This is a genomic window from Mesorhizobium sp. M0306, from assembly GCF_040321655.1.
In the GTDB taxonomy this organism is placed as follows: Bacteria; Pseudomonadota; Alphaproteobacteria; order Rhizobiales; family Rhizobiaceae; genus Mesorhizobium.
Window position 1 is genome coordinate 139,057 of sequence record NZ_JAMYRY010000004.1, and the last position, 25,841, is coordinate 164,897.

Annotated in this window: 20 protein-coding genes and 1 pseudogene; 11 read left to right on the forward strand and 10 right to left on the reverse strand. The window is 64.5% G+C overall.

The features are described from left to right. Window positions 1-48 precede the first annotated feature (48 nt). The 6 genes from NKI95_RS09285 to NKI95_RS09310 all read left to right on the forward strand — a co-directional run bounded on the left by NKI95_RS09285 (window position 49) and on the right by NKI95_RS09310 (window position 6,431). On the forward strand, window positions 49-1,848 hold the full coding sequence (locus tag NKI95_RS09285) for a GtrA family protein (protein WP_352716143.1): 1,800 nt from the start codon (window positions 49-51) through the stop codon (window positions 1,846-1,848). A gap of 131 nt (window positions 1,849-1,979) precedes the next feature. After that, entirely contained in the window at window positions 1,980-2,747 is a 768-nt protein-coding gene (locus NKI95_RS09290; RefSeq protein ID WP_352716144.1) for an SDR family NAD(P)-dependent oxidoreductase, read from the forward strand. Next, complete coding sequence (locus NKI95_RS09295; RefSeq protein WP_352716399.1) at window positions 2,747-3,697, forward strand: 2-dehydro-3-deoxygalactonokinase; 951 nt, start codon at window positions 2,747-2,749, stop codon at window positions 3,695-3,697. The genes NKI95_RS09290 and NKI95_RS09295 overlap by 1 nt, the downstream gene beginning before the upstream one ends. Continuing rightward, window positions 3,694-4,332 (forward strand): 2-dehydro-3-deoxy-6-phosphogalactonate aldolase, encoded by a 639-nt coding sequence (locus tag NKI95_RS09300; protein ID WP_352716147.1) that lies wholly within the window; start codon window positions 3,694-3,696, stop codon window positions 4,330-4,332. Before NKI95_RS09295 ends, NKI95_RS09300 begins: the two co-directional genes overlap by 4 nt. Next, the gene (locus NKI95_RS09305) at window positions 4,332-5,213 is read left to right on the forward strand and encodes an SMP-30/gluconolactonase/LRE family protein (protein ID WP_352716150.1); all 882 of its coding nucleotides are present in this window, start codon (window positions 4,332-4,334) and stop codon (window positions 5,211-5,213) included. Before NKI95_RS09300 ends, NKI95_RS09305 begins: the two co-directional genes overlap by 1 nt. A gap of 159 nt (window positions 5,214-5,372) precedes the next feature. Beyond that, window positions 5,373-6,431 (forward strand): D-alanine--D-alanine ligase family protein, encoded by a 1,059-nt coding sequence (locus NKI95_RS09310; protein WP_352716153.1) that lies wholly within the window; start codon window positions 5,373-5,375, stop codon window positions 6,429-6,431. On the opposite strand, the gene NKI95_RS09315 is transcribed toward NKI95_RS09310, so the two are convergent. The 6 genes from NKI95_RS09315 to dnaK form a co-directional block, all read right to left on the reverse strand. Continuing rightward, complete coding sequence (locus NKI95_RS09315; RefSeq protein WP_023718908.1) at window positions 6,428-6,715, reverse strand: DUF1330 domain-containing protein; 288 nt, start codon at window positions 6,713-6,715, stop codon at window positions 6,428-6,430. The genes NKI95_RS09310 and NKI95_RS09315 overlap by 4 nt on opposite strands. Before the next feature lie 27 nt (window positions 6,716-6,742). Further along, complete coding sequence (pyrF, locus tag NKI95_RS09320; protein ID WP_352716155.1) at window positions 6,743-7,456, reverse strand: orotidine-5'-phosphate decarboxylase; 714 nt, start codon at window positions 7,454-7,456, stop codon at window positions 6,743-6,745. Next, a complete protein-coding gene (locus NKI95_RS09325) occupies window positions 7,453-8,049 on the reverse strand; it encodes an NADPH-dependent FMN reductase (RefSeq protein WP_352716156.1) in 597 nt (198 codons plus the stop codon). The genes pyrF and NKI95_RS09325 overlap by 4 nt, the downstream gene beginning before the upstream one ends. Window positions 8,050-8,100: 51 nt before the next feature. Further along, window positions 8,101-8,706, reverse strand: coding sequence for a phospholipid N-methyltransferase PmtA (pmtA, locus tag NKI95_RS09330; RefSeq protein WP_352716159.1), 606 nt, complete (start codon window positions 8,704-8,706; stop codon window positions 8,101-8,103). Window positions 8,707-8,824: 118 nt separating this feature from the next. Further along, complete coding sequence (dnaJ, locus tag NKI95_RS09335) at window positions 8,825-9,955, reverse strand: molecular chaperone DnaJ (RefSeq protein WP_352716160.1); 1,131 nt, start codon at window positions 9,953-9,955, stop codon at window positions 8,825-8,827. A 213-nt stretch (window positions 9,956-10,168) separates the two neighbouring features. After that, entirely contained in the window at window positions 10,169-12,085 is a 1,917-nt protein-coding gene (gene dnaK, locus NKI95_RS09340) for a molecular chaperone DnaK (protein ID WP_352716162.1), read from the reverse strand. 568 nt (window positions 12,086-12,653) lie between these two features. Between dnaK and NKI95_RS09345 the strand changes: the two genes are divergently transcribed. The 4 genes and pseudogenes from NKI95_RS09345 (at window position 12,654) to NKI95_RS09360 (ending at window position 20,824) form a co-directional block, all read left to right on the forward strand. After that, window positions 12,654-14,615 carry a hypothetical protein gene (locus tag NKI95_RS09345; RefSeq protein ID WP_352716163.1) on the forward strand — a complete coding sequence of 654 codons (1,962 nt, stop codon included), beginning with the start codon at window positions 12,654-12,656 and terminating at the stop codon, window positions 14,613-14,615. Window positions 14,616-14,625: 10 nt separating this feature from the next. Next, complete coding sequence (locus NKI95_RS09350) at window positions 14,626-18,405, forward strand: DUF7929 domain-containing protein (protein WP_352716165.1); 3,780 nt, start codon at window positions 14,626-14,628, stop codon at window positions 18,403-18,405. A 217-nt stretch (window positions 18,406-18,622) separates the two neighbouring features. Continuing rightward, window positions 18,623-19,300 carry a ribulose-phosphate 3-epimerase gene (gene rpe, locus NKI95_RS09355; RefSeq protein WP_352716166.1) on the forward strand — a complete coding sequence of 226 codons (678 nt, stop codon included), beginning with the start codon at window positions 18,623-18,625 and terminating at the stop codon, window positions 19,298-19,300. 40 nt (window positions 19,301-19,340) lie between these two features. Then, window positions 19,341-20,824 (forward strand): annotated as a pseudogene (locus NKI95_RS09360) (malonate--CoA ligase). A gap of 2 nt (window positions 20,825-20,826) precedes the next feature. On the opposite strand, the gene nagA reads toward NKI95_RS09360, so the two are convergent. The 4 genes from nagA to NKI95_RS09380 are packed head-to-tail and all read right to left on the reverse strand — an operon-like array spanning window position 20,827 to window position 24,681. Beyond that, window positions 20,827-21,996: an N-acetylglucosamine-6-phosphate deacetylase gene (gene nagA, locus NKI95_RS09365; protein WP_352716168.1), complete on the reverse strand. Its 1,170-nt coding sequence runs from the start codon at window positions 21,994-21,996 to the stop codon at window positions 20,827-20,829. Beyond that, entirely contained in the window at window positions 21,993-23,024 is a 1,032-nt protein-coding gene (locus NKI95_RS09370) for an SIS domain-containing protein (protein ID WP_352716171.1), read from the reverse strand. Before NKI95_RS09370 ends, nagA begins: the two co-directional genes overlap by 4 nt. Then, a complete protein-coding gene (locus tag NKI95_RS09375; protein WP_292664124.1) occupies window positions 23,021-23,803 on the reverse strand; it encodes a GntR family transcriptional regulator in 783 nt (260 codons plus the stop codon). The genes NKI95_RS09370 and NKI95_RS09375 overlap by 4 nt, the downstream gene beginning before the upstream one ends. Further along, the gene (locus NKI95_RS09380; RefSeq protein WP_352716173.1) at window positions 23,800-24,681 is read right to left on the reverse strand and encodes a glucosamine kinase nucleotide-binding domain-containing protein; all 882 of its coding nucleotides are present in this window, start codon (window positions 24,679-24,681) and stop codon (window positions 23,800-23,802) included. The genes NKI95_RS09375 and NKI95_RS09380 overlap by 4 nt, the downstream gene beginning before the upstream one ends. 199 nt (window positions 24,682-24,880) lie before the next feature. On the opposite strand from NKI95_RS09380, the gene NKI95_RS09385 reads away from it, so the two are divergent. Continuing rightward, a complete protein-coding gene (locus tag NKI95_RS09385; RefSeq protein ID WP_352716175.1) occupies window positions 24,881-25,840 on the forward strand; it encodes an N-acetylmuramic acid 6-phosphate etherase in 960 nt (319 codons plus the stop codon). Window position 25,841: the final 1 nt, after the last annotated feature.

Sequence of the window (25,841 nt, forward strand, 5' to 3'; positions counted from 1 at the left end):
GTTAAGGCTAGGTTTAAACCACCCCGTATTCCTTCCAAAGGCCCTGATATGAGCACAGCCGACGATGGCGCCTCCAGTTGGAGGTCCGATATCGCGCTGGCGCTGCTTGCCACATTGCTGGCGCTGGCCGTCAATGCCTTTGCCGGCTTCCCGGAACTGACCAATGCCGGAGGCGACAACGACAATCTGCTGCGCCTTGTCGAAGTTCGCGACATGCTGGCCGGCCAAGGCTGGTTCGATCTGCACCAGTACAGGATGGGCCTGGAAGGCGGTTTCGTCATGCACTGGTCGCGGCTGGTCGATGCGCCGATCGCCGCCATCATCATCGCCGTATCGGCCCTGACCGGCAGCGCGGCCCTTGCCGAGAATGTGGCTCAAGTGCTGTGGCCGGCGCTGCTTTTCTGCCTGACCGTATTTTTCACCGCCCGCGCCGCGCGTAGCTTTGCCGGCTACGGCGCCGTCCTGCCGGCTGTCGTCGTCGGCGCCGCCGCACTGCATTTCCTCGGCATTTTTTCGCCTGGCGCGCTCGATCACCACAATGTCCAGCTGATGCTGAGCATGGCCAGCCTGAGCCTGTTGCTTGAAGCGCCATTGCGCAAGCCGGCAGCATTGCTCTCCGGCCTATGCGCCGGGCTGATGCTGGCTGTCGGCATGGAAACCGCGCCTTACGTCGCCACCATCGGCGCCTCTGTCGCCATGCTGTTTGCCCTCGACGCCAATGGCGAGAGGTCGATCGCCAGGGATTTCGGCCTCGGCTTTGCCGGCGTCTCCGCCCTCGTCTTTGTCGCCACCATTGCGCCATCCGCTTGGGGTCAGGCGCAATGCGACGCCTTTTCGACCGTGCAGTTCGTCGTCGCAGCGATTGCCGGAACCGGCCTTGCGGCCATAGCGTCGATCGAGCCCGCAGGCCGCACGCGCCAACGGCGCATCGCCTCACTTGGCCTGCTTGCCCTGCTATTGGGCGCTTTCGTCGTCTTGGTGTTCCCACAATGCCTGGCAGCCCCCTATGCCAACCTCGATCCGCGCCTCAAGGAGCTATGGCTTGATCACATCGACGAGGCGCAGTCGCTGTTCAAACTGCTCGCCGAGGATCCGGCCGAGGTGGTGGCGCGCTATGCCACGCCGCTCATTGCGCTCGTGCTGATGGCGCTTCGCCTTGGCCACGGCTGGCGACGGCAGGACAGCCTTGTCGGCGCGCTGCTTGTCGTGGCCTTCATCGTCAGCGCCTGGCAGGTGCGCGGTTCGACATTCTCGATCGCCTTCGCCGTCATCCCGCTTGCCGCCTGGATTGCCAAATGGCGTCAACGGGCTGAGGCCAGCCCGTCGCGTGGTGTGGCGCTGCGTATGGCTGCCGTCTGGCTGGTTTCGGTGAATGCGGTCTGGACTGGGGCTGCCGCGGCGACCTCGGTAGCCTTCGACGACAGCAACACGACGGCCGATAACGGCGACGGCACCGATGTCGCTTGCCAGCGCATGGCCTCCTTTGCGGCACTCGGCCGCCTGCCCGGCACCACGGTGCTGGCAATTTCCAATCTCGGATCGCCGATCCTGGCCTATTCCGGACATCGCGTCTTCGCCGGGCCTTATCATCGCAACGTAGCCGGCAACCTGCTGGCGCTCGATGCCTTCCTTGGGTCCGATGCCGATGCCAGGACGATCCTGACCGATCATCACGTCGGCCTCGTCGCGCTCTGCCCCGGCAGCGCCGAAAGCAAGCTCCTCGCAACCAAGGCGCCGGCAGGCTTTCTTGCCGGGTTGATGGGCGGAAGCGTGCCGGAATGGCTTGAGCCGGTTGCCGGGACCAGCGGAGCCGCCGTCGAATTGTACCGCGTCCGGCTGGGCAGTTGATCGATCGGCGGGCCGTGCGGCCTTTTGTCGGACATAAGTCCTGACAATCCACTCTTTCGCCCTTGCCCGCCCGACACGGCTGGATAGGATGCGCGCCGGCCGACCGAGATCATTGGACCGGGAGAGAATTCATGATGCCATCGGCACGCTTTGCCGACCTCGAAGGCGCTTCGGTGCTGATCACCGGCGGCGGCTCCGGCATTGGCGCTGCCTTGACCGAAGGTTTTGTCCGCCAGGGGGCAAAGGTCGCCTTCATCGATATCGCCGACCGTCCGAGCCTGGCGCTGGCCGATCGGTTAGACAAGGAGCTCGGCTTTCGGCCGCTCTATCTCAAGACCGACATACGCGACATCGAGGCCTTGCGGCTATCAGTCGCCAAGGCCGCCGCGGCCCATGGTGACGTCACCGTGCTGGTCAACAATGCCGCGCAGGATGACCGTCATGCCGTCGAAGACGTCACGGTCGAGTTCTGGGACAACAACCATGCCATCAACCTGCGTCCGCATTTCTTTAGCGCACAGGCGGTGGCGCCGGGCATGAAGCGGGCCGGCGGCGGCTCGATCATCAACTTCACCTCGACCTCGTTTCTCATCAACCATCCCGATATGCCGGCCTACACCGCCGCCAAGGCCGGCATCGTCGGCCTCACCAAGGGTCTCGCCGGCAAGCTCGGCGTCGACGGCATCCGTGTCAACGCGATCGCGCCCGGCTGGGTGATCACCGAGCGGCAGAGAAAGCTCTGGGTCACCGAACAGGCGCTCGCCGCCCACGTCGCCAAGCAGTGCATCAAAGAGGTGATGCAACCTGAAGACATTGTCGGCACCGTGCTGTTCCTGGCGTCGGATGCTTCACGCATGCTGACCGCGCAGATGCTGATCGTCGACGGGGGGTTCCTGTGATCTCACCGAGCAAGGCAGCGTCTGTCGCGGCCGTCGACTGGGGTACCACCCGTATGAGGGTCTGGCTGCTCGATGGCACCGGCAAGGTTCTCGCCGAGCGGCGCGGCGATGACGGACTGATCACCGCCCAGGCCAAAGGATTTTCGTCCGTTCTCGAAGGGCATCTGGCCGCCATGGGCGCTCCAGAGGCGCTGCCGGTCATCATTTGCGGCATGGCCGGTTCGCGCCAGGGCTGGCTGGAGGCGCCCTATGTCAGCGTGCCGGCGCCGATCGGCGCTATCCTCGCCGGCGCTGCCCGCATCCCCGGCCAGCGCCGTGATATCCGCATCGTGCCTGGCCTCGCCCAACGCCTCGCCGATGCACCTGACGTCATGCGCGGCGAGGAAACCCAGCTTGCCGGCGCCGGTTTGCCGGCAAAGGGACGCCACCTCGTCTGCATGCCCGGCACCCATTCGAAATGGGTGCTGGTCGAGGACGGCTCCGTTGCCGGCTTCGGCACCTGGCCGACCGGCGAGCTGTTTTCGGTGCTGGCCGCGCACTCGATCCTGCGCCATTCGCTGGGCGAGCCGCCGAAGCCGGTTGCCGCCGAAAGTCCGTTTTTCCGGGACTGGTGCCTGAAGGCGTTGGCCGAGGGCGGTGACATTGTTTCAAGACTGTTCTCGATCCGCGCCGCCAGCCTGTTGCAGGATCTGAAGCCCGAGGATGCCGCCGCCTGCCTGTCCGGCCTGCTGATCGGCGGCGAGATCGCTTCGGCAAATCGCCGTTATGGAGCAAGCGCTGTGCCCGTCGTGCTGATCGCGTCGGGCGCACTCGGCACGCTCTATGCCGAGGCGCTCGGCCTTGCCGGGCTCGCTTTCAGGGCGGTCGACGCCGACGAGGCGGTGCGTGCCGGCCTTGCCGAAGCCGCGCGCGAAAATGGCATGATCGCCAAAAATGGAGTTGCCGCATGACAGAGACCGCACCTTTTCCAAAGCTCGAGCGGGGTCTGGTCGCGATCCTGCGTGGCCTCAAGCCAAGCGAGGCGGTGGCGATCGGCCAGGCGATCTTCGGCGCCGGCATCGAAGCAATCGAGGTGCCGCTCAACTCGCCCGAGCCCTTTGCCTCCATCGCCAGCATTGTCGAAGCGCTTCCTCCGACGGCGCTGGTCGGCGCCGGCACGGTGCTCACCGCCGCCGATGTCGACGGTCTGCACAAGGCCGGCGGGCGGCTGCTGGTCAGCCCCAATATCGATGTCGAGGTCATGGGCCGTGCCATGCAGTACGGCATAGTGACGATGCCCGGCGTGTTCACGCCGACCGAGGCATTCCAGGCAATCCGGCTCGGCGCCTCGGCACTGAAATTCTTCCCGGCGAGCGTGCTTGGCGCGGCGGGCATTTCGGCGATGCGCGCGGTGCTGCCAGCCAGTGTGCTGGTGGGTGCGGTCGGCGGCGTTTCGGACAAGGATTTTGCCGGCTACAAGGCAGCCGGCGTCAGCGTCTTCGGTCTTGGCTCCAGCCTCTTCAAGCCGGACATGAGCGTCGACGAAGTGGCAGCGCGAGCGAAAGCCGCAGTTCAGGCCTGGGACGCGGCGTTTGGAGTGGCATGATGAGCGAGACCATTGTTTCGGTTTTTTCCGACCATGTCTGCCAACTCGGGGAGGGACCAAGCTATGACCCTGCCACCGACACGCTCTACTGGTTCGACATCGTCAACGGCCAGCTCCTGGAACAGCGCCTGTCGGGCGGTGCCGTCAAGATCCACGAGCTCGGTCAGATGGCCAGCGCCGTCGCCATCGTCGACGATCGGCGCCAGTTGATCGCCACCGAGACCGGCCTGCATGTCCGCGACGTCGCGACCGGCAAGCTGACGTTGCACACGCCGATCGAGGCCGACAATGCGGTCACCCGCTCGAACGATTCACGCGTTCACCCTTGCGGCGCGCTCTGGGTCGGCACCATGGGCAAGGGCGAGGAGAAGGGCGCCGGTTCGATCTACTGGTTCTTCAAGGGCGAGCTGCGCCGGCTTTATGCCGACATTACCGTGCCCAATTCTATCTGCTTTTCCGAGGATGGGACCATTGCCTATTACACCGACACCAGCACCGGCCTGTTGATGCGCGTCGGCTGCGATCCGGCGACCGGCCTGCCGGTTGGCGAACCGAAGGTCTTCGTCGACCACCGTTCCGCCAAGGGCTATATCGATGGTTCGGTGCTCGACCGCGACGGCATATTGTGGAACGCTTGCTGGGGCGGCAGCGTCGTCGAAGCCTATGGGCCCGACGGCAAGCTTGTCCGTTCGGTGGCGATGCCGGCGACGCAACCGTCCTGTCCAGCTTTCGTCGGCAGGAACGCCGACCGGCTGGCGGTCACTTCCGCCTGGTCGGGCAAGAGCGAGAAGCAGCGCCTGCTCGACCCGCAAGCCGGCATGACATTTATGCTCGACATTCCAGTCAATGGTCGCTTCGAGCCACGCGTGCTGATTGGCTAGACCATGGTCCCGAACCTTTGGTTCGGAAAAGATCATGGTCAAACAAGAAGATGGTGCGCTTGCTGTCGTGCAGGCGTCCGATCAACGTCGGTTCCGCGCAAGCCGAATGCGTTCCCCGTGCGATGGTAGGCAATCGTGCTGCCAGGAGCCGTTCCACCCATGTCAACCCGCAAGCCGAAACTGATCCTGGTTTATGAGCCGGAAAAGGCCTGCTTCGACCGGCTGCTCGCCGAGGGCTACTTGCCCGAGCGTGCCGCCGAAATCGCCTCCTATCTGGCGCAATCGACCGACATCACTGCTGAATTCGACGCACTTGCAGCCGCTTGCCAGACGCGCGGCCTGTCGTTCGCCCCACTGGCGCTCGACGATGCCGCAAGCGTTCTCGTCGGCGAGGACCCGAAGACCACGCTTGTCTGGACGCTGACCGACGGCATTGCCTATTTCCGTGGCGGCGCGGCACCAGCTCTGGCACGGCTGAATGGCCTGAAGGCGATCGGCGCCGACGATGCGTTGTTCGCGCTCTGTCAGGACAAGTTCCGGTCCGGCGCCGTGCTCGGCGCGCTTGGCCTGCCGGTGCCGCAGGCGGGCCTTGCCCGTGACGGCGCCTGGCTGGTCGCGCCACCGGCCTCGCCCGCCGGCTGGTTCGTCAAGCCGAACCGGCTCGGCGCTAAGATCGGCATCTGGCCGGATTCGCGCTGCCATGATCTAGGCCATGCGCTGGAGCTTAGCCGGCGGGTCTTCGCCGCCTATCGCGACGATGTCGTCGTCCAGCCCTATGTCGCCGGGCGCAACGCGCGGGCCAGTTTTCTCGGGTTGAGGCCGGATACCGGCGTCGAGGCGCTGGGCATCGCCTTTGTCGATTCAGGCGGCGATTTCCAGACCATGCAGGACAGCCTGGCGCTTTACGGCGATACCGGCGCAGTGGCGAAAGCGTCGGGAACATACACAGAGCCGGCGCTGCTGCCGGTCGCCGACAGCCAGCCTCGAGCGGATGCAACTATTCGCCGAATAGCCGGAAACCTGATGGTCGGGCTTGGCCTGCGGGACGTCTTTTCCATCGACTTCCGGGTCGAAGCCGACGACAGCGTGCACCTCATCGAGTTCGAGGTCTGCCCCGGCCTGCCCTGCTTCGATTTCCGCGATTACTGTCGCCGACAATGGGGCCTGAGCCTCGCCGATGCGATGGCTGAAACCGCGATGAACCGATTTCTCGCCTAAATCCCCTCGACCAGCACGATTTCGCCGTCAGCCACCTTCTGGCGGATCGCGACGGCGCGCTGGTATTCGGGCGAGTGGTAGCAGTCATGCGCCGCCGCAAGCGACGGAAATTCGATGATCACATTGCGGTCGCGGCCTGGTCCCTCTGCCTTCTCATGCGCGCCGCCGCGCGCCAGGAACTTGGCGCCGAAGCGGTCGAAGGCCAGCTTGGCAGCTGCGACATAGTCCTTGTAGCCTTCCGCATCGCGTACATCGACGCGGGCGATCCAGTATCCCTTGGGCATGGCTTTTCTCCGGGTTAATTCCTGGCGTCAGGCCGAGCGCATTTCATCGAGGATCGCTTCCGCTGCCGCCCGCCTGTCGGCCGCGCCGACGATCGGCCGGCCGACCACGAGGTGGCTGGAGCCGTTGCGGATCGCCTGCGCCGGCGTCACCACGCGTTTCTGGTCGCCATGGTCGCTGCCCTTCGGCCGGATTCCCGGCGTCACGACGGCCAGGTCGGGGCCGACGATGCGGCGCACTGCCTCCGCTTCCTCGGCCGAGCAGACGATGCCGCCCATGCCGGCATGCAGCGCCTGCTCGGAGCGCCTCAGCACCAGCGTATGCGGATCATACTCATAGCCGGCGTCGATCACGTCCTGCTCGTCCATCGAGGTCAGCACAGTGACCCCCAGCAGGCAAAGGTCGCTGCCCTTCGCAGCCTCGACCGCCGCCTTCATCGTCTTCGGATAGGCATGGATGGTCAGCATGCTCACGCCCATTTTGACGATGTTGTCGACCCCCTTGGCTACCGCGTTGTCGATGTCGAGCAGCTTCATGTCGAGGAAGATCCTGGTGCCGCCGCTGGCCAGCTCGCGGGCGAAGTCGAGCCCACCGGCAAAGGCGAGCTGGTAGCCGATCTTGTAGAAGGAGACGAGTCCGTCGAGCTCGCGCACCGCCTTCTCGGCCTCCTTCAGCGTCGGCAGGTCGAGGCCGACGATCAGCCTTTCCTGCATTGTGTCGGCATGCGTGGCGTCCGGGATCATGCCTCGATCCGCGTCGACAGCATGCGCGAGGTCTCGATCAGCGTGCGGCATAGGTGCTCCATCGATTGGTGTAGTCTCTCGTCCCTGAAGTTGCCCTCGTCGTCGAAGGCGTTGCCGCCCTCCGGCACCGAGCATTCCGGTGTCACCACTTCCATCCGGCAGCGCACCAGCACGGCGCGCAGATGGTTGATGCAGCGTATCCCGCCGAAGGGTCCGTTGGAAGACGAGCAGAGGCCGGCGACCTTGCCGGCAAGCGGCCTGAACGTCCGGCCGCCATCCTTGCGCAGCTGGCTCACCCAGTCGATGGTGTTCTTGAGCAGCGGCGGAATGGAGCCGTTATATTCGGGCGTCGCGATCAGCAGCCCGTCATGGGCGGCGATCATCCGGCCGAGCTTGACGGCGTTTTCGGGAATGCCTTCGTTCTTTTCCAAATCCTGGTCGAGGATCGACAACGGATAGTCGGCGAGCGAGATGCGGGTCACCTCGGCGCCCTGCATGGCAAGTTCCTTCTGTGCCACGTCGGCGGTCCTGCCGCTATAGGCGCCGCTGCGCACCGAACCGGCGAAGACAAGAATTTTCGGGATCACAGCCATGGGTCTGCCTTGGGTATTAAGACAAGTGCTATTCAAACCCAACGCTTCAATTCATGCGGCCCCGCGCCGATAGATCCAAAGCTGCGTCGGCGGAATGTTGCGGATAACGAAATGGAAATGCTCGACCGTATAGTCGCCGCGGCCCGGCGGGATCGGCGACAGCGGCCCGTAAGTCAGCTGCACGATCGGCCGGCCCGCCGGGATACGGTCGAGCAGGCTCTCGACATAGGCGATGCGCTGGGCGACAGGGAAATTGAGCAGCGGCACGCCCGATATCACAGAATCGAAGATCAGGTCGCGCTTGTCGCCAAGCGTCGCGTCGAGATTGAAGGCGTCGCCCTCGATGACGTTGACGCCTGGATAAAGCTGGCGCAGATGGCGCACGAAATCAGAGGAATATTCGACCGCGTAGAGATTCTCAGGCTTTATGCCCTGGGCGAGGATGGCGCGCGTGATGACGCCTGTACCGGGCCCGACCTCGAGCACCGGCAGGCCGGATGTCGGATCGACGATCGAGGCCATCTTGCCTGCGGTGATGGAACTGGTCGGGACGATCGAACCGACCGCCTTCGGCTTGTCGATCCAGCCCTTGAAGAACTTCAACTCGTCGTCGAACTTTTCCGCCAGCGTCTTTCGCAGTCCTGGACTACGCGTCATCGAAAAGTCCTCCTCAACGCTCCCTCGCACGCTACTTAGCAGTTACGAGGTGCAAGACAAGGTGAATCCCCGGATAAGGTGTTGATGACGCTCGGGAAGCGTTTTCCAGGGATCAGCTTCAGTGCTCGCCGAACGTTTCGAAAAAATCCTTCATGCGCGCGAAAAATCCGCTCGATTGGGGCGAATTGTCCTTTGAGGAAAGCTGCTCGAATTCCTCCAGCAATTCGCGCTGGCGGCGCGAAAGGTTCTGCGGCGTCTCAACCACGGTCTGGATGTAGAGGTCGCCGATATTAGGCTGGCGCAGCACCGGCATGCCCTTGCCCTTGAGGCGGAACTGGCGACCGTTCTGGGTGCCTTCCGGCACCTTCACCTTCGTCTGGGTACCGTCCAGTGTCGTCACCTCGAACGAGCCGCCAAGCGCTGCCGTCGTCATCGAGATCGGCACCTTGCAATAAAGATCGGCGCCGTCGCGCTGGAAGAATTCGTGCGGCTTGACCGCGAGGAAGATGTAGAGATCGCCCGACGGGCCGCCGCGCAGGCCGGCCTCGCCCTCATTGGCCAGCCGGATGCGGGTGCCATCCTCGATGCCGGCAGGGATGTTTACCGACAGCGAGCGCTCCTCGGTGACACGGCCCTGGCCGGCGCATTTCGGGCACGGATCCTTGATGGTCTGGCCGCGCCCCTGGCATTGCGGGCAGGTGCGCTCGATGGAGAAGAAGCCTTGCGTGGCGCGCACCTTGCCGTGGCCGTTGCACATCGAGCAGGTGACGGGCTGGGTGCCGGGCTTGGCGCCGCTGCCCGAGCATTCCGAACAGGAGATCGAGGCCGGCACGCGAATTTGCGCGGTCTTGCCGGAAAATGCCTCTTCCAGCGTAATTTCCATATTGTAGCGCAGGTCGGCGCCGCGCTCGCGGCCGCCGGACGAGCGGCGCTGGCGCCCGCCCATCATGTCGCCGAAAATGTCTTCGAAAATGTCGGCGAAGCCTCCAGCGCCAAAGCCTTGCCCCCCGCCATTCATACCGCCGTGCTCGAAGGCGGCGTGGCCGAAGCGATCATAGGCGGCGCGCTTCTGCGGGTCCTTCAGTGTCTCGTAGGCTTCGTTGATTTCCTTGAACTTGTGCTCGCAGGCATGGTCGCCTGGGTTGCGGTCGGGATGGAACTGCATGGCGAGCTTGCGAAAAGCGCTCTTGAGCTCCTTCTCGTCGGCGCCCTTTTGCACGCCCAGCGTTTCGTAAAAATCAGCTTTCATGTTCTCCCGCAGTCCGGATATTCAACGTCTTGAAGCATCGTTGCGTCGTTTGCCGGCACGCTGTTCCGATTTAGGTGTGATGGAGCTGCGATGCCAGTGTCTACGAGGCTTTGTCCGCATTTTTTCGGGCAGCTCAGCGTTTTTCCGGCAAAGGGTTGCAAAAAAGCCCGGCTGTGCGCCGGGCTTTTTCCCTTACCTGTACCGTCAGGCGGTTCAGGCCGACTTCTTCTTCTCGTCGTCTTCGTCGATTTCCTCGAAATCGGCATCGACGACGTCGCTGTCCTTGGCAGCATCAGCCTTGGCGTCGGCCTCGGCGGCTTCCTTCTGCGAAGCCTCGTACATGGCCTGGCCGAGCTTCATCGAGACTTCGGCGAGCGTCTGCGTCTTGGCCTCGATCTCGGTCACGTCGTCGCCTTCGGCAGCGGTCTTCAGCGCCGCGATCGCATCGGCAATCGCCGTGCGGTCGGCCTCGGAAACCTTCTCGCCATATTCCTTCAGCGACTTCTCCGAGGAATGCACCAGCGCCTCGGCCTGGTTGCGGGCCTCGACCAGCGCGCGCCGCTTCTTGTCGGCTTCCGCATTGGCCTCGGCGTCCTTGACCATCTTCTCGATGTCGGTGTCCGAAAGGCCGCCGGACGCCTGGATGCGGATCTGGTGCTCCTTGCCGGTGCCCTTGTCCTTGGCCGAGACGTTGACAATGCCGTTGGCGTCGATGTCGAAGGTGACCTCGATCTGCGGCACGCCGCGCGGCGCAGGCGGGATGCCGACCAGATCGAACTGGCCGAGCGCCTTGTTGTCGGCGGCCATTTCACGCTCGCCCTGGAAGACGCGGATGGTCACCGCCGACTGCGAATCCTCGGCCGTGGAGAACACCTGGCTCTTCTTCGTCGGAATCGTCGTGTTGCGTTCGATCAGCCGCGTGAACACGCCGCCCAGCGTCTCGATGCCGAGCGACAGCGGCGTCACGTCGAGCAGCAGCACGTCCTTGACGTCGCCCTGCAGCACGCCGGCCTGGATGGCGGCGCCCAATGCGACGACCTCATCCGGGTTGACGCCCTTGTGCGGCTCCTTGCCGAAGAACTGTTTCACGATCTCCTGGATCTTGGGCATACGGGTCATACCGCCGACAAGGACGACCTCGTCGATTTCGCCGGCCTTCAGGCCGGCATCCTTGAGCGCCGCCTTGCAGGGATCGATCGTGCGCTGGACGAGATCCTCGACCAGGCTCTCGAACTTCGCCCGCGTCAGCTTCAGCGTCAGGTGCTTGGGGCCGGTGGCATCGGCGGTGATGAAGGGCAGGTTGATTTCGGTCTGCGTGGTGGACGACAGCTCGATCTTGGCCTTTTCAGCCGCTTCCTTGAGGCGCTGCAGGGCGAGCTTGTCGTTCCGCAGGTCGATCCCCTGTTCCTTCTTGAACTCGGCCGCCAGATATTCGACCAGACGCATGTCGAAATCCTCGCCGCCGAGGAAGGTGTCGCCATTGGTCGACTTCACTTCGAACACGCCGTCGCCGATTTCGAGTACTGAAATGTCGAACGTGCCGCCGCCAAGGTCATAGACGGCAATCGTCTTGCCTTCCTTCTTGTCCAGTCCATAGGCAAGTGCGGCCGCCGTCGGCTCGTTGATGATGCGCAGCACTTCGAGGCCGGCGATCTTGCCGGCATCCTTGGTCGCCTGGCGCTGGGCGTCGTTGAAATAGGCGGGAACGGTGATGACCGCCTTCTCGACCTTCTCGCCGAGATAGGCCTCCGCCGTTTCCTTCATCTTCTGCAGGATCATCGCCGAGATCTGGCTGGGCGACTGCTTCTTGCCGCCGGCCTCGACCCAGGCGTCGCCATTGTCGCCCTTGACGATCTTGTAGGGGACAAGCTTCTTGTCCTTCTCCGTCACCGGATCGTCGTAGCGGCGGCCGATCAGGCGCTTGACCGCGAAAATGGTGTTTTCAGGATTGGTAACCGCCTGGCGCTTGGCCGGCTGGCCGACGAGGCGCTCGCCGTCGCTGTTGATGGCGACGATGGAAGGGGTCGTGCGCGCGCCTTCCGCATTCTCAATGACCTTGGATTCCTTGCCATCCATGATGGCGACACAGGAGTTGGTTGTTCCTAGATCGATACCGATTACTTTTGCCATTGTTCTAATCTCTCCGCTAAGCAGGCTCTCAGGACCCGTACAGGCGTTCCGACGAAAGCCCCTGTTCACAAGAAATTCCGCTCCGGCAACCGGCATTCGGCGCTGGACGGCTTGGCGCGTATATAAGAACACGCTGCGTGGCGCGCAAGCATTCTGCGCAAGGCGTTCACCATTCATCGCGGTTGATCCGATTCGGGACCGGCAGGCCCGTATTTTCCGGCGATGACCCAGCCGGCCCGGCCGGCCCATGAACCTTTCCGCCTCACCCCGCGACTGACGCTCAGGTGCCGCGTGGTGCGGCCCCGGAAAGGAAAGCCCCATGACCACAGATCCAGAGGCTCCATGGTCTCCGGGAACAGCAGGAGCTCAGCGCGACCATCGCCTTCGGGACCGGGTCGATGCGCTGGGCTTTTCGCTGGTTCCGTTGACCCTGCGCGGACGCAGGCGTATCGTGACGTCGAGGAAAGCAGACAATTCGATCAGGGATGAACGTGCCGGAACGCCGCGCCTTGCCCTGATTTGCGCGCCGGGACCGGATGTTTCTCCCATGACCTGTGGGGGGAGATCCATGTCTTGCGACCACGGCGCGTTGGTGCGCTCTCGTGCCGGCCGTTTGCGCCGCGCCATCCAGGCTGCCAGCGGATTGTCGATCTTGGCGCTCGCCGCTGGGCTCTGGCTCGGTGGCTCGGCCCAGGCTCAGGAAACCCAGATCATCTATCCCGGCTCGATGGCAGTGACCGGATTCTCCGGCACCATCATCCCCAATTTCGAGGAAGGCCTGCCGCCGGGCGTCGATCCCGTCGACGAAACCTTCATCGACACGGCGCGCGCGACCTTACGCATCTTCGACGTCTCAAGGCTGGGCGGGCCGGCGTCTGGCCAATTGGTCTTCACCCCGCCACCGTTCGAGGTCACGGCCGGGCAAATCGGCCAGGTGTTCGGCATCGCCTATGACGACGGCGTGCGCGACGGTGTTCCCTCGGCCATTCCAAACCTCTATGCCGGCGCCACGTCGCTGCACGGCATCCGTATCGTCACACCAGACGGCGACGCCGACGGCCGGCCGGAGCGGCAGCGCCGCGGCACGGCTGACGCGGTCTTCATGGATGGCCAGTTCGGCACCGAAAACGGCGGCGGCCCCGGAACGATCTGGAAGATCGACGGCATCACCGGCGCCGTCTCGAAATTCGCCGATATCGACGCCAATAGTGGTCCCGGCATCGGCGACGTCACTTTCGACAATATCCACCGCCAGTTCTTCGCCAGCGATCTCGACACCGGCCTCATCCACCGCATCGACGCCAATGGCGCGCTGCTCGACACGTTCGACCACGGCATAGCCGGCCGCCCGGCGCACGGGCTTGCCGCCCTTGCAGACGACGGCTCGGTGATGGACATCCAGGGTGCTGCCTTCGACAGCGAGGAACCCGACAGCTGGGGCTACACGCAGGACGAGCGCCGCGTCTGGTCGGTCGCCTATCGTGGCGGCCGGCTCTATTATTCGGTCGGTGATGAGGCGGAGATCTGGTCGGTGGGCATTGCCGGCGACGGCAGTTTCGCCGGCGACCCGCGCTGGGAACTGACGGTCAAGGCCGACAAGGATTACGCCGTCACCGACATCGCCTTCGATAACAAGGGCTTCATGTACCTGGCCCAGCGCGGCCCGGTGGAGAACCGCTACGACTACAGCCAGTTCGCCGATTCCGGCAAGGGTGAGGTCATCCGCTACTGGCGCGAAAATCCGGACGATCCGGCGACGGAATCGGCCTGGGTGGAAGTGCCGCAGGCATATGCGGTCGGCTTCCCGCAAGACAACCGGCAGTCGGCCGGCGGCCTCGACCTGCAATATGGCTACGATGCCGAAGGCAATCTCGATACCGGCGTCTGCACCGACACGCTGGTCGATACCGGTGACAAGTTGCGCGACAACCCGGAGCTTGCTGAACAACTCGCAGCCGGCGGGCCGCTTGCCGTGCACGGCGTGCAGATCACGCCGACGGCGCTGGTCAAGCCGGCCAACGTGCCGCCTTTCGGCTCGTGGTTCGTCGACTTCGACACCTATTTCGAAGACCCGGAAGTCGAGGGCCATGTCGGCGACGTCGAGGTCTGGCGCCCCTGCGAAGGCCGCGCCGGCTATTACGAACAAGTGCCGGGCGGCTATCTGCCACCGTTCTATCCGCCGGACTTCCCGCCTCCCGGCAATCTGCCTCCTTGCCTCGATGTCGACGATGTCAGGTATTTCTGCACGCCCTCCGGCCTCGAGGCCGATCTCTATCTCCGCGACCATGCCGGCTTTGGCGGCGATTCGATCAAGGCTCTGTCCAGGACGCCTGGCGTCGGGGTGACTTCACCCCTGTCGCATGCGCCCGGCGCGCCATTCACGATCGGCATCACCGGCCATTATCCTGGCGATAGGGTCGATGTCGGGCTCTGCTTCTACCGGCAGTCCGACCGCGACAAGGGTGGCTACTACCCTTGCTGCAAGATGACCTTGCCGCTCAGAACCCCAGCCGTCAGCTGCGAACCGTGAGGAGGGGAAGATGAGCAATCTTGCACTTTTCCCGCCTGCGGCGAGCAGCCAATCAACCGGCAAACAATCATTTGTCATGGAGACCATCATGAAACCCCTGTCACTCGCTAGGCGCGGCGCGCGCTGGCTGATGGCGGCCGGTATCGCGGTCGCCATGCTGAGTCCGCTGCAAGGCTTCGCTGAAGACCTTGCTCCGGCCAAGACCAAGCCTGCCGATACGGGCACTGTCATTCCAGATACCAAGCTCGATTTCGACAATCCTCGCATCGTCAATCCGGAGCCGGGCCGGATCGTGCCCTTCTTCACCAAGAAAGGCACCCAGAGAGGCTGCGACTATGTCGTATATTCGCTGAGCTTTGGCTTGCGCGGCAATCCGCAGGGTTTTGCCAGCCCCGGCCTCGCGGCCATGCTGAAAAAGGTCCGGCTCGATTTCAGGGACCAGCTCCCGCACGGCCTGCGCATTGTGGGCGTGCATGTGACCGGCGACGGCACCGATGCGTCCGGCGGACCGCTGCCCGGCGCTACGATCAGCAGTTCGGCTGGCCCGGACGATACCGCGACGGTGTCCGATTTCCGGCTTTCCGCCAGCGATCTCGACGGCATCGGCGCTGGGAACGAGCGCGTCATTACGTTCCAGATCATCGCCAAGATCGACCATTCGGCGTTTCCGTCACCGACGATCGTTCACAACCAGGGCGTAGTCAAGGTGAGCCGCGAACGCGGTGCTGGCGTCGAAATCCCGTCGCAGGATCCGGGCAAGCCGGACGACGGTAATTTCCTGACCGGCGAAAAGACCTCAATCAGGATCGACGTCATCAAGTGTAATCCGCCACCGCCACCTCCCGGCAAGGAATGCTTCAAGGTGGAGCGCGGCACGGTCGATTGCGTGCCTGGCGGCGGCGCCTTCATCTACCACATGCCGGTCGGTCCAGAGATGGCTGGCAAATGGGTGCAGCTTTCGACGACGACACCCGGCATCACCATCATTCCCGACACGCAATTGGTGCCGGCGGGCGGCGGTGTGCTCAATTGGAAGATCGTCGGCGCTTCACCTGGCGAAGTCATCCACCTCATCGTCACCGGTATCGAAACCTATGCCGGCCCGAAGGAGGGCTGGGGCCTGTGCTGCACGCAGACCATCGACATCGTCATCCCGCGTGATCAGCGCTGCCCGCCGAAGGACAAGGAACCGGATCTGAAAGTCGAAAAGCGCGCCGACGTGCAACGTTGCACGATGGGCGGCGGCTGCGACTTCACCATCAGGGTCACCAATGTCGGCGATGCACCCTACCACGGCAAGATCGTGCTCGACGAAGTCACCCTGCCGGCCAGCTCCACCCTCGATTCAGGGCCGAACCCGCCTTGGATCTGCGCGCCTGGAATCACCCCGATGACATGCACCCATCCGGTGACCACGCTCAGTCCGGGTGCCTCTGTCGACCTCAAGCTCGGCTTCAAGCCGGCCGCAGGCTGGCGAGGCAGCGTCTTGCGCAACTGCGCCACCTACAATTATGGCGGCAGCGGCAAGCTGCTTTTCGGCAGCCAGCAAAACGATCGCGGCTGTGCTTCGATCCCAATCTGCCGGCGTGGCGATCGTGACCGTGACTGCCGGCCGCCGGTGGAGAAGAAGTTCGATCTGATCCTGAAGAAGCGCGCCCGAACCGAATTCTGTTCGGCCGATGGCGTCTGCACCTTCGTGATCGACATCATCAACAATGGCAGCGTCCCCTATAACGGGCCGCTGACGGTCGTCGACACCTATCCGGGCGGCGCGCCGGCATCCTCGACCTTCGGCCCGACGCCGCCATGGATCTGCGGGCCGAACGGTCCCGGCAAGTTCCGTTGCGACAATGCCGGCATCGTGCTGTTGCCTGGCGCCTCGACGCCGATCTTCGTCAGGGCGGTGATGCCGGCCAACTACCGGCCCGATACCGTCGAGAACTGCGCCGAGGTGAAGGCTATTCCCGGTGAGAACGACATCACCAACAACAGAGCCTGCGCCAAGGAACGCATCCGTCATCCCAATGGCGGCGAGCCGGCCCTGCGCATCACCAAGGTGTGCAATGGCTCGCTGGCCGGTGCTGCGATCGTTTCCTGCCGCATCACCGTCATCAGCCTCGGCGCCGCTGCCCCGACCGGTCCGGTGCGGGTCAACGATGCCGCGACGCTGATAACCGGCGGAGCGCCGGTCCAGATCCAGACCGTCACCCCAGACGGCGCGGAATGGGCTTGCGGACCGGTTCCGGCCAACACACTGTCCTGCCAGATTCCCGGCGCCGTTATGACGCCCGGAACCAGTCGCCATTTCGACGTGACGGTTGCCGCGAATGGCGAATTCGAGAACTGCGCACGCGGCTCCTACGGCCCGGCTCCGGGAGACGACATCGTCTATCCGATCGGCCAGGCCTGCGCCAAGGGCGTCGCCTCGACCATCCGCGTCGAGAAGACCGGCGACGCCGAGTGCAAGCCCGGCCAGCCCTGCTCGTTCGAGATCACCATCACGAACGATGGGACGAGCGCCTTCTCCGGTCCGGTTCGCATCGGCGATGCCATCGGCGTCGAAGGCCTCGGCCGGCTGGAAGGCGTTGCGATCACCTCGATCGATCCGCCCTTCGGCTGCTCGCCGGAGCCGGCAACCTTGCCTCTGTCCTGCGTCGCCAATTTGACGATCGGCGCCGGGGAAAGCCACGTGCACAATGTGACCGTGATCATTCCCGACGATGGCCGTCTGGCCAATCTGCAGGGCACCGTCAACGGCCAGAACTGCGTCGGCGTGCTGTCTCCGAACACGCCGGTGCAAGGCGGTGGCGACGTGTTGTCCCGCGGTGCGGCCAACGTGCAGGGTGATCGCGGCAAAGCCTATGCCTGCCATCCCTTCACCATCAGGAATGAGGTGAAGAAGGAATGCTCGCAAGGCTTCGTCATGAACGACGCCGGCAACTGCGTCTGCCCGCCAGGCACGACCTTCCGTAACGGCCAATGCTCGTCCGGCGGCGGCACGGTCATCGTGCCGAAGCCAAGACCTTGCGTTCTGCTCAAAGGCCAGATCCGCACCGAAGACGGACGTTGCGTCTGTCCGCGCGGAACCGAGCTGGAGAACGGCGCTTGCGTGGGGAAAGAGCCGAAGCCCGAGCAGTGCACGATCCGTGGCCAGATCCACGACGCTGCCGGCGATTGCGTCTGCCCGCGGGGCACCGAAGTCAGAGGCAATGCCTGCAGGCCGATCCAGCCGGAACCCGAGCAGTGCACCATTCGTGGCCAGATCCACGACGCTGTTGGTGATTGTGTCTGCCCGCGGGGCACCGAAGTCAGAGGCAATGCCTGCCGGCCAATCCAGCCAAGGCCCGAGCAGTGCACCATCCGTGGCCAGATCCACGACGCCACTGGCGATTGCGTCTGCCCGCGGGGTACGGAAGTCAGAGGCAATGCCTGCCGGCCAATCCGGCCAAAGCCCGAGCAGTGCACCATCCGTGGCCAGATCCACGACGCCGAAGGCGATTGCGTCTGCCCGAGGGGCACGGAAGTGCAAGGCAATGCCTGCAGGCGCAAGAAGCCTGTTGTGGTGGAGTGCCCGATACCAGGCCAGATCCACAACAAGCGCGGCGTCTGCGTCTGCCCGCGTGGGACAGAGCTGCGCGACGGCGCCTGCCGCAAACCACGGCTGGAATGCGCACCGGGCGCGCGGCCGATCAATGGCCAGTGCCAGCCGATCCGCAAACCGACCCTGCTGCTGAATCCAAAGGTTCTTCAGCAGGTCGTGCCAAGGCGCAAGCCGCAGCTCGAGCAATAGGATCGCGCGCGGAACTTCAAACGGTGATGGTTCGCGTCACCCAAAACCCGCCGGAGCGATCCGGCGGGGTTTTCTTCGGCGGCAGATGAGAAGGCAGCGCAAACCTGAAGCCGCTGCGTCGGCGGAAGGACAAACCAGCTTCCACTTTCCGGACTCATGGTCTAGGCAGTCGATGCAGACATAGGGCATAAACCGGGGCGTTCGAGAAGGCCGCATCATGAGCAAAAAAACCCTGATCGCGCCATCGGTGCTGGCGTCCGATTTCTCGAAGCTCGGCGACGAGGTCGATGCCGTGGCGGCCGCGGGCGCCGACTGGATTCACCTTGACGTCATGGACGGGCATTTCGTCCCCAACATCACCTTCGGGCCGCCAGTGATCAAGGCGATCCGCAACCGCACCAAGGCTTTCTTCGACTGCCATCTGATGATCGCCCCGGCCGATCCCTATCTGGCCGCCTTCGCCGAGGCCGGCTGCGACGGCATCACGGTGCACGCCGAAGCCGGGCCGCATCTCGACCGTTCGCTGCAGACGATCAAAAACCTTGGCAAGAAGGCCGGCGTGTCGCTCAACCCGGCGACACCGGAGACGATGATCGAATACGTGCTCGACCGGCTTGATCTGGTCCTGATCATGACGGTCAATCCGGGCTTCGGCGGCCAGGCCTTCATTCCGGCGATCGTCGATAAGGTGAAGCGGGTGAAGGCGCTGATCGGTGACAGGCCGATCCGGATCGAGATCGACGGCGGCATTTCGCCTGAAACTGCACCCCTGGTCACCGCAGCCGGCGCCAGCGTGCTGGTCGCCGGTGCGGCCATTTTCAAGGGCGGCAGCGTCGAGGCCTACCGGGCAAACATCGAGGCAATCAGGGCAGCGGCGGATAAGGCGGCCGGCTGACCGCTGCCGCCTGGCCCGGAAACCGCGGCTCGGGGGAAACATGAGCAACCATCTGTTCGATGCTTTCCGTGCCCGGATGCCCGCGCCCGAACGCCTTTTGATGGAGGCAGAGGACGGGCGCTCGATCAGCTATGGCGAAATGCTGGCGCGCTCCGCTCAACTGGCACATGCGCTGTCGCAGCTGGGCGTCGAAGCCGGCGACCGCGTCGCCGTTCAGGTCGAGAAGAGCCCGGAGGCCATTTTCCTTTATCTCGCCTGCCTGCGTGCCGGCGCGATCTTCCTGCCGCTCAACACCGCCTATACGCTGACCGAGCTCGACTATTTGTTCAGCGATGCCGAGCCTCGACTGGTCGTCTGCGACCCGGCGCTGCGGTCGCGACACTCGGCAGCAAGGGCGAGGGTTCGTTGACCGATCGCGCCTCTGAGGAGGCCGTGGACTTCCACGATGTGGCGCGCGGACCAGACGACCTTGCTGCGATCCTCTACACGTCCGGCACCACCGGCCGTTCGAAAGGCGCCATGCTCAGTCACGAAAACCTCGCCTCCAATGCGCGGGTGCTGGTCGACCTCTGGCGCTTCACTGCCGCAGACGTGCTGATTCACGCGTTGCCGGTTTTCCACACGCATGGCCTTTTCGTCGCCACCAATGTCGTCCTGATGGCCGGCGCCTCGATGCTGTTCGAAACCAAATTCGACCCGGCCCGCATCGTCTCGCTGCTGCCGCGCGCCACCGTCCTGATGGGCGTGCCGACATTCTACGTCCGCCTGCTGCAGCAGGACGGTTTGAACCGGCAAGCGGCGAAGAACATCCGCCTGTTCATTTCCGGCTCGGCGCCGCTTCTGGCCGAGACGCACAGAGCCTGGCGAGAGCGCACCGGCCACGCCATCCTCGAGCGCTATGGCATGACCGAGACCAACATGAACACGTCGAACCCGTATGAGGGCGAGCGGCGAGCCGGCACGGTCGGGTTTCCCCTGCCCGGCGTCTCCCTGCGCATCGCCGATCCCGATGGCGGCGAAACACTTGCCCGGGGCGAGGTCGGCATGATCGAGGTCAAGGGCCAGAACGTCTTTTGCGGCTACTGGCGCATGCCGGAAAAGACCAGGGCCGAATTCCGTGACGACGGTTTCTTCGTCACCGGCGATCTCGGGCTGATCGATGCCGACGGCTATGTCCACATCGTCGGCCGCGGCAAGGACCTGATCATTTCCGGCGGCTACAATATCTATCCAAAGAAAGTCGAGAGCGAGATCGACGCGCTGCCTGGTGTCGCCGAAAGCGCTGTCATCGGCGTTGTCCATCCGGATTTCGGCGAAGGCGTTACCGCTGTCGTGGTGCGGGCGCCGGGCTCGACCATCAGCGCCGCAGGGATCATCGAGGCCATCGCCGGGCGCCTCGCCAGGTACAAGCATCCGAAACGGGTGGTCTTCGTCGACGAACTGCCGCGCAACACGATGGGCAAGGTGCAGAAGAACCTGCTGCGCGAAGCCTACAAGGACCTCTATACGTCCAAAGCCGGCTAACCCTAACGAGCAGGGCTGGCTGCAAAAACCTTGGCGCCATCGATCCAGACGCTTTTCATGGCCAGATCGTCCGACAGCGAAACGATGTTGGCGGCGGTGCCCTTGGCGAAGCGCCCGAGCCGGTGCGACTGGCCGATCGCCTGCGCCGGATAGAGCGAGGCCATGCGCAAGGCTTCGTCAAGGCCAAGGCCGACGACGCGGTGCACGAAGCGCACGGCGGAAATCATATCGAGATCCGCGCCCGCCAGCGTGCCATCGGCAAGTGTCAGCCTGCCATCCTTGCGGTGGATGGTGCGGCCGTTCAGCGTGAACGAGGTCATGTCGGTGCCGATCGTCGCCATGGCGTCGGTGACGAGCAGGATCTTGCCGGGCCCCTGCTTGGCGCGCAAGGCGATGGCCATGGTGGCCGGATCGACGTGGATGCCGTCGGCGATGATGCCGGCATAGAATGTGCCGGTATCGATTGCCGCGCCCGCCAGCCCCGCCTCGCGATTGCCGATCTGGCTCATCGCATTGAACAGATGGGTGACCACCGTTGCGCCGGCCTCGGCAAAGGCGCGAGCCGCGGCATAGCCGGTATCGGAATGGCCGATGCTGACGACAATGCCGGCCTTGCTGAGCGCCGACACCTGGCCGGGCTCGACGGATTCGGGCGCCACCGTCGTCAGCAGCACGGGCAGGTTTTTCCGTGCGGCGATCAGCATCGCCTGGTCGGGGTCTAGCATCGGCCGGATCAAAGCCGGGTCATGCGCGCCCTTGCGGGCGATCGAAAGATGCGGCCCTTCGAGATGCAGGCCCAGGAATCCCGGCACCTTCCTCCGTGCCGCCTCGGCTCCGGCCGCAACCGCCGCGGCGGTGATCTCGGACGTGTCGGTGATCAGCGTCGGCAACAGCGCCGCCGTGCCGAAGGGCGCGTGCGCCCGGCAGATGGTCTCGATCGAGGCGACGTCGGGATGGTCGTTGAGCATGACGCCGCCGCCGCCATTGACCTGCAGATCGACGAAGCCAGGCGCCAGCATGCCGCCGGTCTCGATACGCGCAACATTGGGTGGAATGGCGCCGGCGGCAACGATGGCCTCGACTAGGCCGTCGCGCACGACAAGCGCCGCATTGTCGTGCCAGTCGTCGCCATCGAAAATCCGGGCGCCAGTCAGGGCAAAACGGTCGCTCATAGCGTTTCCGTCACCTTGCGCAAATTGGGCGGCGTGTCGGGGTCGAGGCCGCGATGGCGTGCAAAAGCCTCGACGAAACCATAGAACGACACGATCAGTGTCAGCGGGTCGGTCAGCGGATGACCGGTGGCGACATGCGGCAGCGGCTGCGCGCTCTTTGCCTTGTTCGACGTCACAAAGACGGCGGCGCCCTTGCCGGCCAGGCTATCGGCGGCACCGGCCACCGACGGCTCGGATGCATCGCGGGCGGCAAGTGCCAGCACCGGGAAGCCGGGACCGACCAGCGCCAGCGGGCCGTGCATGACTTCGGCGGCGCTATAGGCCTCGGCATGCATGGCGCAGGTTTCCTTGAATTTCAGCGCCGCCTCGTTGGCGATCGCCGCCGACGGGCCCCGGCCAAGGATGAACAGCGATTTCGGCGTCTCAAGTGCCCCAGCCAGCGCCATCCAGTCGCAAGCGATCGCCTTGCGAAAATGCTCCGGCAAGCGGGCGAGTGCTGCCAGGAGTTTGTCGTCGCCGGTGCAATGCGCCATCAAGGCGAGCCCGGCGACGGCCGAATTGACGAAAGTCTTCGTCGCCGCAACGCTGCGCTCCGGTCCGGCCAGGATGTCGATCGCGTAGTCGCAGGCGCGCGCCAGCGGCGAATCGGCGGTGTTGGTGATGGCGACGGTAAGCGAACCGCCGGCCCGCGCCGCTTGCGCCATGGCAACTATGTCCGGGCTCTTGCCGGATTGCGAGATAGCCAGGCAGGCCGAGCCGCCCAGCTTCAGCTTGGCGCCATAGATCGAGGCGATCGACGGGCCGACCGATGCGACCGCCAGCCCGGCGGTCAGCTCCACGGCATATTTCATGAAGGTCGCGGCATGATCGGACGAGCCGCGCGCCACTGTGACGATGAAATTCGGATCGCGCTCGCGAATGCCGCGTCCGGCTTCCGTCAGCACCGCGGCCGAGCCGTCGAGCAGGCGGGCGGTGGCCTCCGGGATCTCCTCGATCTCGCGCCGCATATGGGTCGTTGTTGCGGTCATGGCCGGCCCTCTTCGCCCGGCCCGCTCAGCCGGAGTTCGGCGACAAAATCATAGGCGTCGCCTCTGTAGATGGAGCGGGTGAACTCGATCACCTTGCCGCTCGCCAGATAGGAGATACGCTCGATATGCAGGCCGGCAATGCCCGGCGGCACTTCCAGCAGATGTGCGTCGCCATCGCCGAGATTGGTGGCGGAAATGCGCTGCACCGCCCGCACCGGCCTGTTGCCGGTCTTTTCCAGCGCCGCGTAGAGCGACGAACCGATCGCCGCCGGATCGGGCAGCACGCTTGTCGATAGCGAGGCGCGCTCGATCGCCAGCGGCGTGTCGTTGGCGATGCGAAGGCGCGCCACGCGCGCAACCAATTCGTTCGACGCCAGGCCGAGCACCATCATCTCGTCGGGCGACGGCGGATAGAGGCCGCGGTCGAGCCAGGCCGAACGCACCGCCATGCCGCGCCGCGCCATGTCTTCGGTAAACGAGGTCAGCATCGACAGCGACTGCTCGACGCGCTCCATGCGCGGCGCAACGAAGGTACCGGAACCATGGCGCTGGACGAGGATGCCGCCCTTGACCAGGTCCTGCACCGCCTTGCGCACGGTGACGCGCGAAATGTCGGCCTTGCTGGCGATGTCGCGCTCGGAAGGCAGCGCATCGCCCGGTCCGATCAGTCCGCGTTTGACGGCGTCCTCGATGCTCTTCCTGAGCTGCAGATAGAGTGGCGCGCCACTCTGCGACGATTGTCTCAGCGCCGCGAATATCTGGTCGGCCGCCTCGCTCATCGCGCTGCCTCCGCCGTGTTTGCGAAAATCCGAACCGCCATCTGAACCGCGCCGCCCAGCGCGTCGTCGAGCGGCGGGTTCAGCAGCGCCCGGTAGCGGGCCGACAGGCGCGGCGCATAAAGCGGCGCCAGGCCGCCGAGCAGGCAGAGCGGATCGTCGTCACCGAGGTCGAGCACGCCAAGTGCTGCCTCGACATCGGCGACCGCCTTGTCGAGGATCCAAATAGCGACAACGTCGCCTTTTTCGGCATGTTCGAACACCTTGGGCGCGAAGCCGCCGAAGTCTCCGGGCTTGGCATTGGTGGTGAATTCGACCACATCCTCGGGATTGTTGCGGAAGATGGCGAGCATGGCTTGCGTCAACGGTGATCCCTGGCGGATGCCGTCATAGGCGAGCAGCGTTTGCTCGAGCAGGTCGCGGCCGATGCGGGCGCCGCTGCCCTGGTCGCCGACCTGGAAACCCCAGCCGCCGATGGCGCGCGACTTGCCTTGTTTGCGTGCCATATAGGCGGTGCCGGTGCCGAGGATGGCCATGGCGCCGTCGCCGGAGCCGACCGCGCCTTCCAGCGCGATCTCCGCGTCGGTCTCGACGCGGCTGATGCGGAACGGCAGGATCGCTTCGAGCTGCTGCCTGTAGGTGCCGACATTGGCGCCGGCAAGGCCGAGAACGGCCGGAGTTTGCGGGATCAGTGCGGGATCTCTGCCCGCGGCGACAAAGGCCTGCTGCGCTGCGTCGACGATGTTTGTCCTGGCGCCGGTGAGATCGGTTCGGATGTTGGCGGCGCCGCTTTTGGCGCGGCCGAGGACGATGCCCTCGGCCGTTGCAAGGGCCGCCCTGCAGCTGGTGCCGCCGCCATCGATGCCGAGCACGAATTTCACGCGATTTCTCCTCCGGGCGGATAATACCAATAAAATACCAATAGCCAAGGATTAATTTCCATTTCAACAAGGTTAACGCCTACCTTCTTGGAAAATAAGCCGATTTGGTCCGCAGGTCTGCCCCAGCGCAATGATTTCATTAATGCATGTGGACAAGTGGTATTTTTTTGGTATGGTTTTCTCGATTGGAGGAAAGCGGATGGCCGAAACGCGCACCGAAGCGCTTCACCACAACGCCGAGGGACTGGATATCCAGGCCCCGGAAGCCGTCCTTTCCTGTTTGGCCAACGCACAGATCGAGGCCGCCAAGGCTGTGCACGGCGCCATTCCTGCCATTGCCGCGGCAGCCGAAATCATCGCAAGCAGACTCAAAAGCGGCGGCAAGCTCGCCTATGCGGCTGCCGGCAGTTCGGGCCTGATGGCACTGGCCGATGCGCTGGAGTTGCCGGGCACGTTCGGCATCCAGCGCGACCGCATCGCCATCCTGATCGCCGGCGGCGACGAGGCCTTCAAGACACTGGCCGGCGGGCCGGAGGACGACACCGAGGAAGCTTCGGCAGCGGTTGCTGCCGCCCGCATCGGCAAGGGCGACTGCCTGATCGCCGTCTCGGCCAGTGGCTCGACACCTTATGCTGTCAGGGCGATCGAGGACGCCAGGCGCCGCGGCGCGGCGACCATTGCCATCGCCAACAACCGGGATGCGCCGCTGCTGCGGCTGGCCGACATCGCAATCCTGCTCGAAACGCCGCCGGAGCTGATTGCCGGCTCGACGCGCATGGGCGCCGGCACCGCCCAGAAGATCGCGCTCAACATGCTGTCGACGCTGGCCGCGATCCATCTCGGCCATGTCCATGACGGCTACATGGTCAACCTCATGGCCGACAACATCAAGCTGCGCGACCGCGCCGCTCGCATCGTCGCCGCCATCAGCGGGCGCGACAAGAACGAGGCGGCGCGCCTGCTCGAAAGGAGCGGCGGCGTCGTCAAGACCGCCATTCTGCTCGCCGCCGGCGCCGCCAGCGCCGATGCGGCCGAGAAGATATTGGAAGGGACCGGCCACAAGCTGCGGCCAGCCCTTTCCGCGATCGAGGGGAGCAAGGGGCGCAATGCCTCTGTTCTCATCAAAACCGAACCTGAAAAAGGTCAACAGGGAGACTGAG

Excerpts from the sequence above, each read along its gene's own strand:
- NKI95_RS09285 (WP_352716143.1), top strand. The coding sequence starts at position 49 with ATGAGCACAGCCGACGATGGCGCCTCCAGTTGGAGGTCCGATATCGCG.
- NKI95_RS09290 (WP_352716144.1), top strand. The coding sequence starts at position 1,980 with ATGATGCCATCGGCACGCTTTGCCGACCTCGAAGGCGCTTCGGTGCTG.
- NKI95_RS09300 (WP_352716147.1), top strand. The coding sequence starts at position 3,694 with ATGACAGAGACCGCACCTTTTCCAAAGCTCGAGCGGGGTCTGGTCGCG.
- NKI95_RS09305 (WP_352716150.1), top strand. The coding sequence starts at position 4,332 with ATGAGCGAGACCATTGTTTCGGTTTTTTCCGACCATGTCTGCCAACTC.
- NKI95_RS09310 (WP_352716153.1), top strand. The coding sequence starts at position 5,373 with ATGTCAACCCGCAAGCCGAAACTGATCCTGGTTTATGAGCCGGAAAAG.
- NKI95_RS09315 (WP_023718908.1), bottom strand. The coding sequence starts at position 6,715 with ATGCCCAAGGGATACTGGATCGCCCGCGTCGATGTACGCGATGCGGAA.
- pyrF (WP_352716155.1), bottom strand. The coding sequence starts at position 7,456 with ATGATCCCGGACGCCACGCATGCCGACACAATGCAGGAAAGGCTGATC.
- NKI95_RS09325 (WP_352716156.1), bottom strand. The coding sequence starts at position 8,049 with ATGGCTGTGATCCCGAAAATTCTTGTCTTCGCCGGTTCGGTGCGCAGC.
- pmtA (WP_352716159.1), bottom strand. The coding sequence starts at position 8,706 with ATGACGCGTAGTCCAGGACTGCGAAAGACGCTGGCGGAAAAGTTCGAC.
- dnaJ (WP_352716160.1), bottom strand. The coding sequence starts at position 9,955 with ATGAAAGCTGATTTTTACGAAACGCTGGGCGTGCAAAAGGGCGCCGAC.
- dnaK (WP_352716162.1), bottom strand. The coding sequence starts at position 12,085 with ATGGCAAAAGTAATCGGTATCGATCTAGGAACAACCAACTCCTGTGTC.
- NKI95_RS09345 (WP_352716163.1), top strand. The coding sequence starts at position 12,654 with ATGTCTTGCGACCACGGCGCGTTGGTGCGCTCTCGTGCCGGCCGTTTG.
- NKI95_RS09350 (WP_352716165.1), top strand. The coding sequence starts at position 14,626 with ATGAGCAATCTTGCACTTTTCCCGCCTGCGGCGAGCAGCCAATCAACC.
- rpe (WP_352716166.1), top strand. The coding sequence starts at position 18,623 with ATGAGCAAAAAAACCCTGATCGCGCCATCGGTGCTGGCGTCCGATTTC.
- nagA (WP_352716168.1), bottom strand. The coding sequence starts at position 21,996 with ATGAGCGACCGTTTTGCCCTGACTGGCGCCCGGATTTTCGATGGCGAC.
- NKI95_RS09370 (WP_352716171.1), bottom strand. The coding sequence starts at position 23,024 with ATGACCGCAACAACGACCCATATGCGGCGCGAGATCGAGGAGATCCCG.
- NKI95_RS09375 (WP_292664124.1), bottom strand. The coding sequence starts at position 23,803 with ATGAGCGAGGCGGCCGACCAGATATTCGCGGCGCTGAGACAATCGTCG.
- NKI95_RS09385 (WP_352716175.1), top strand. The coding sequence starts at position 24,881 with ATGGCCGAAACGCGCACCGAAGCGCTTCACCACAACGCCGAGGGACTG.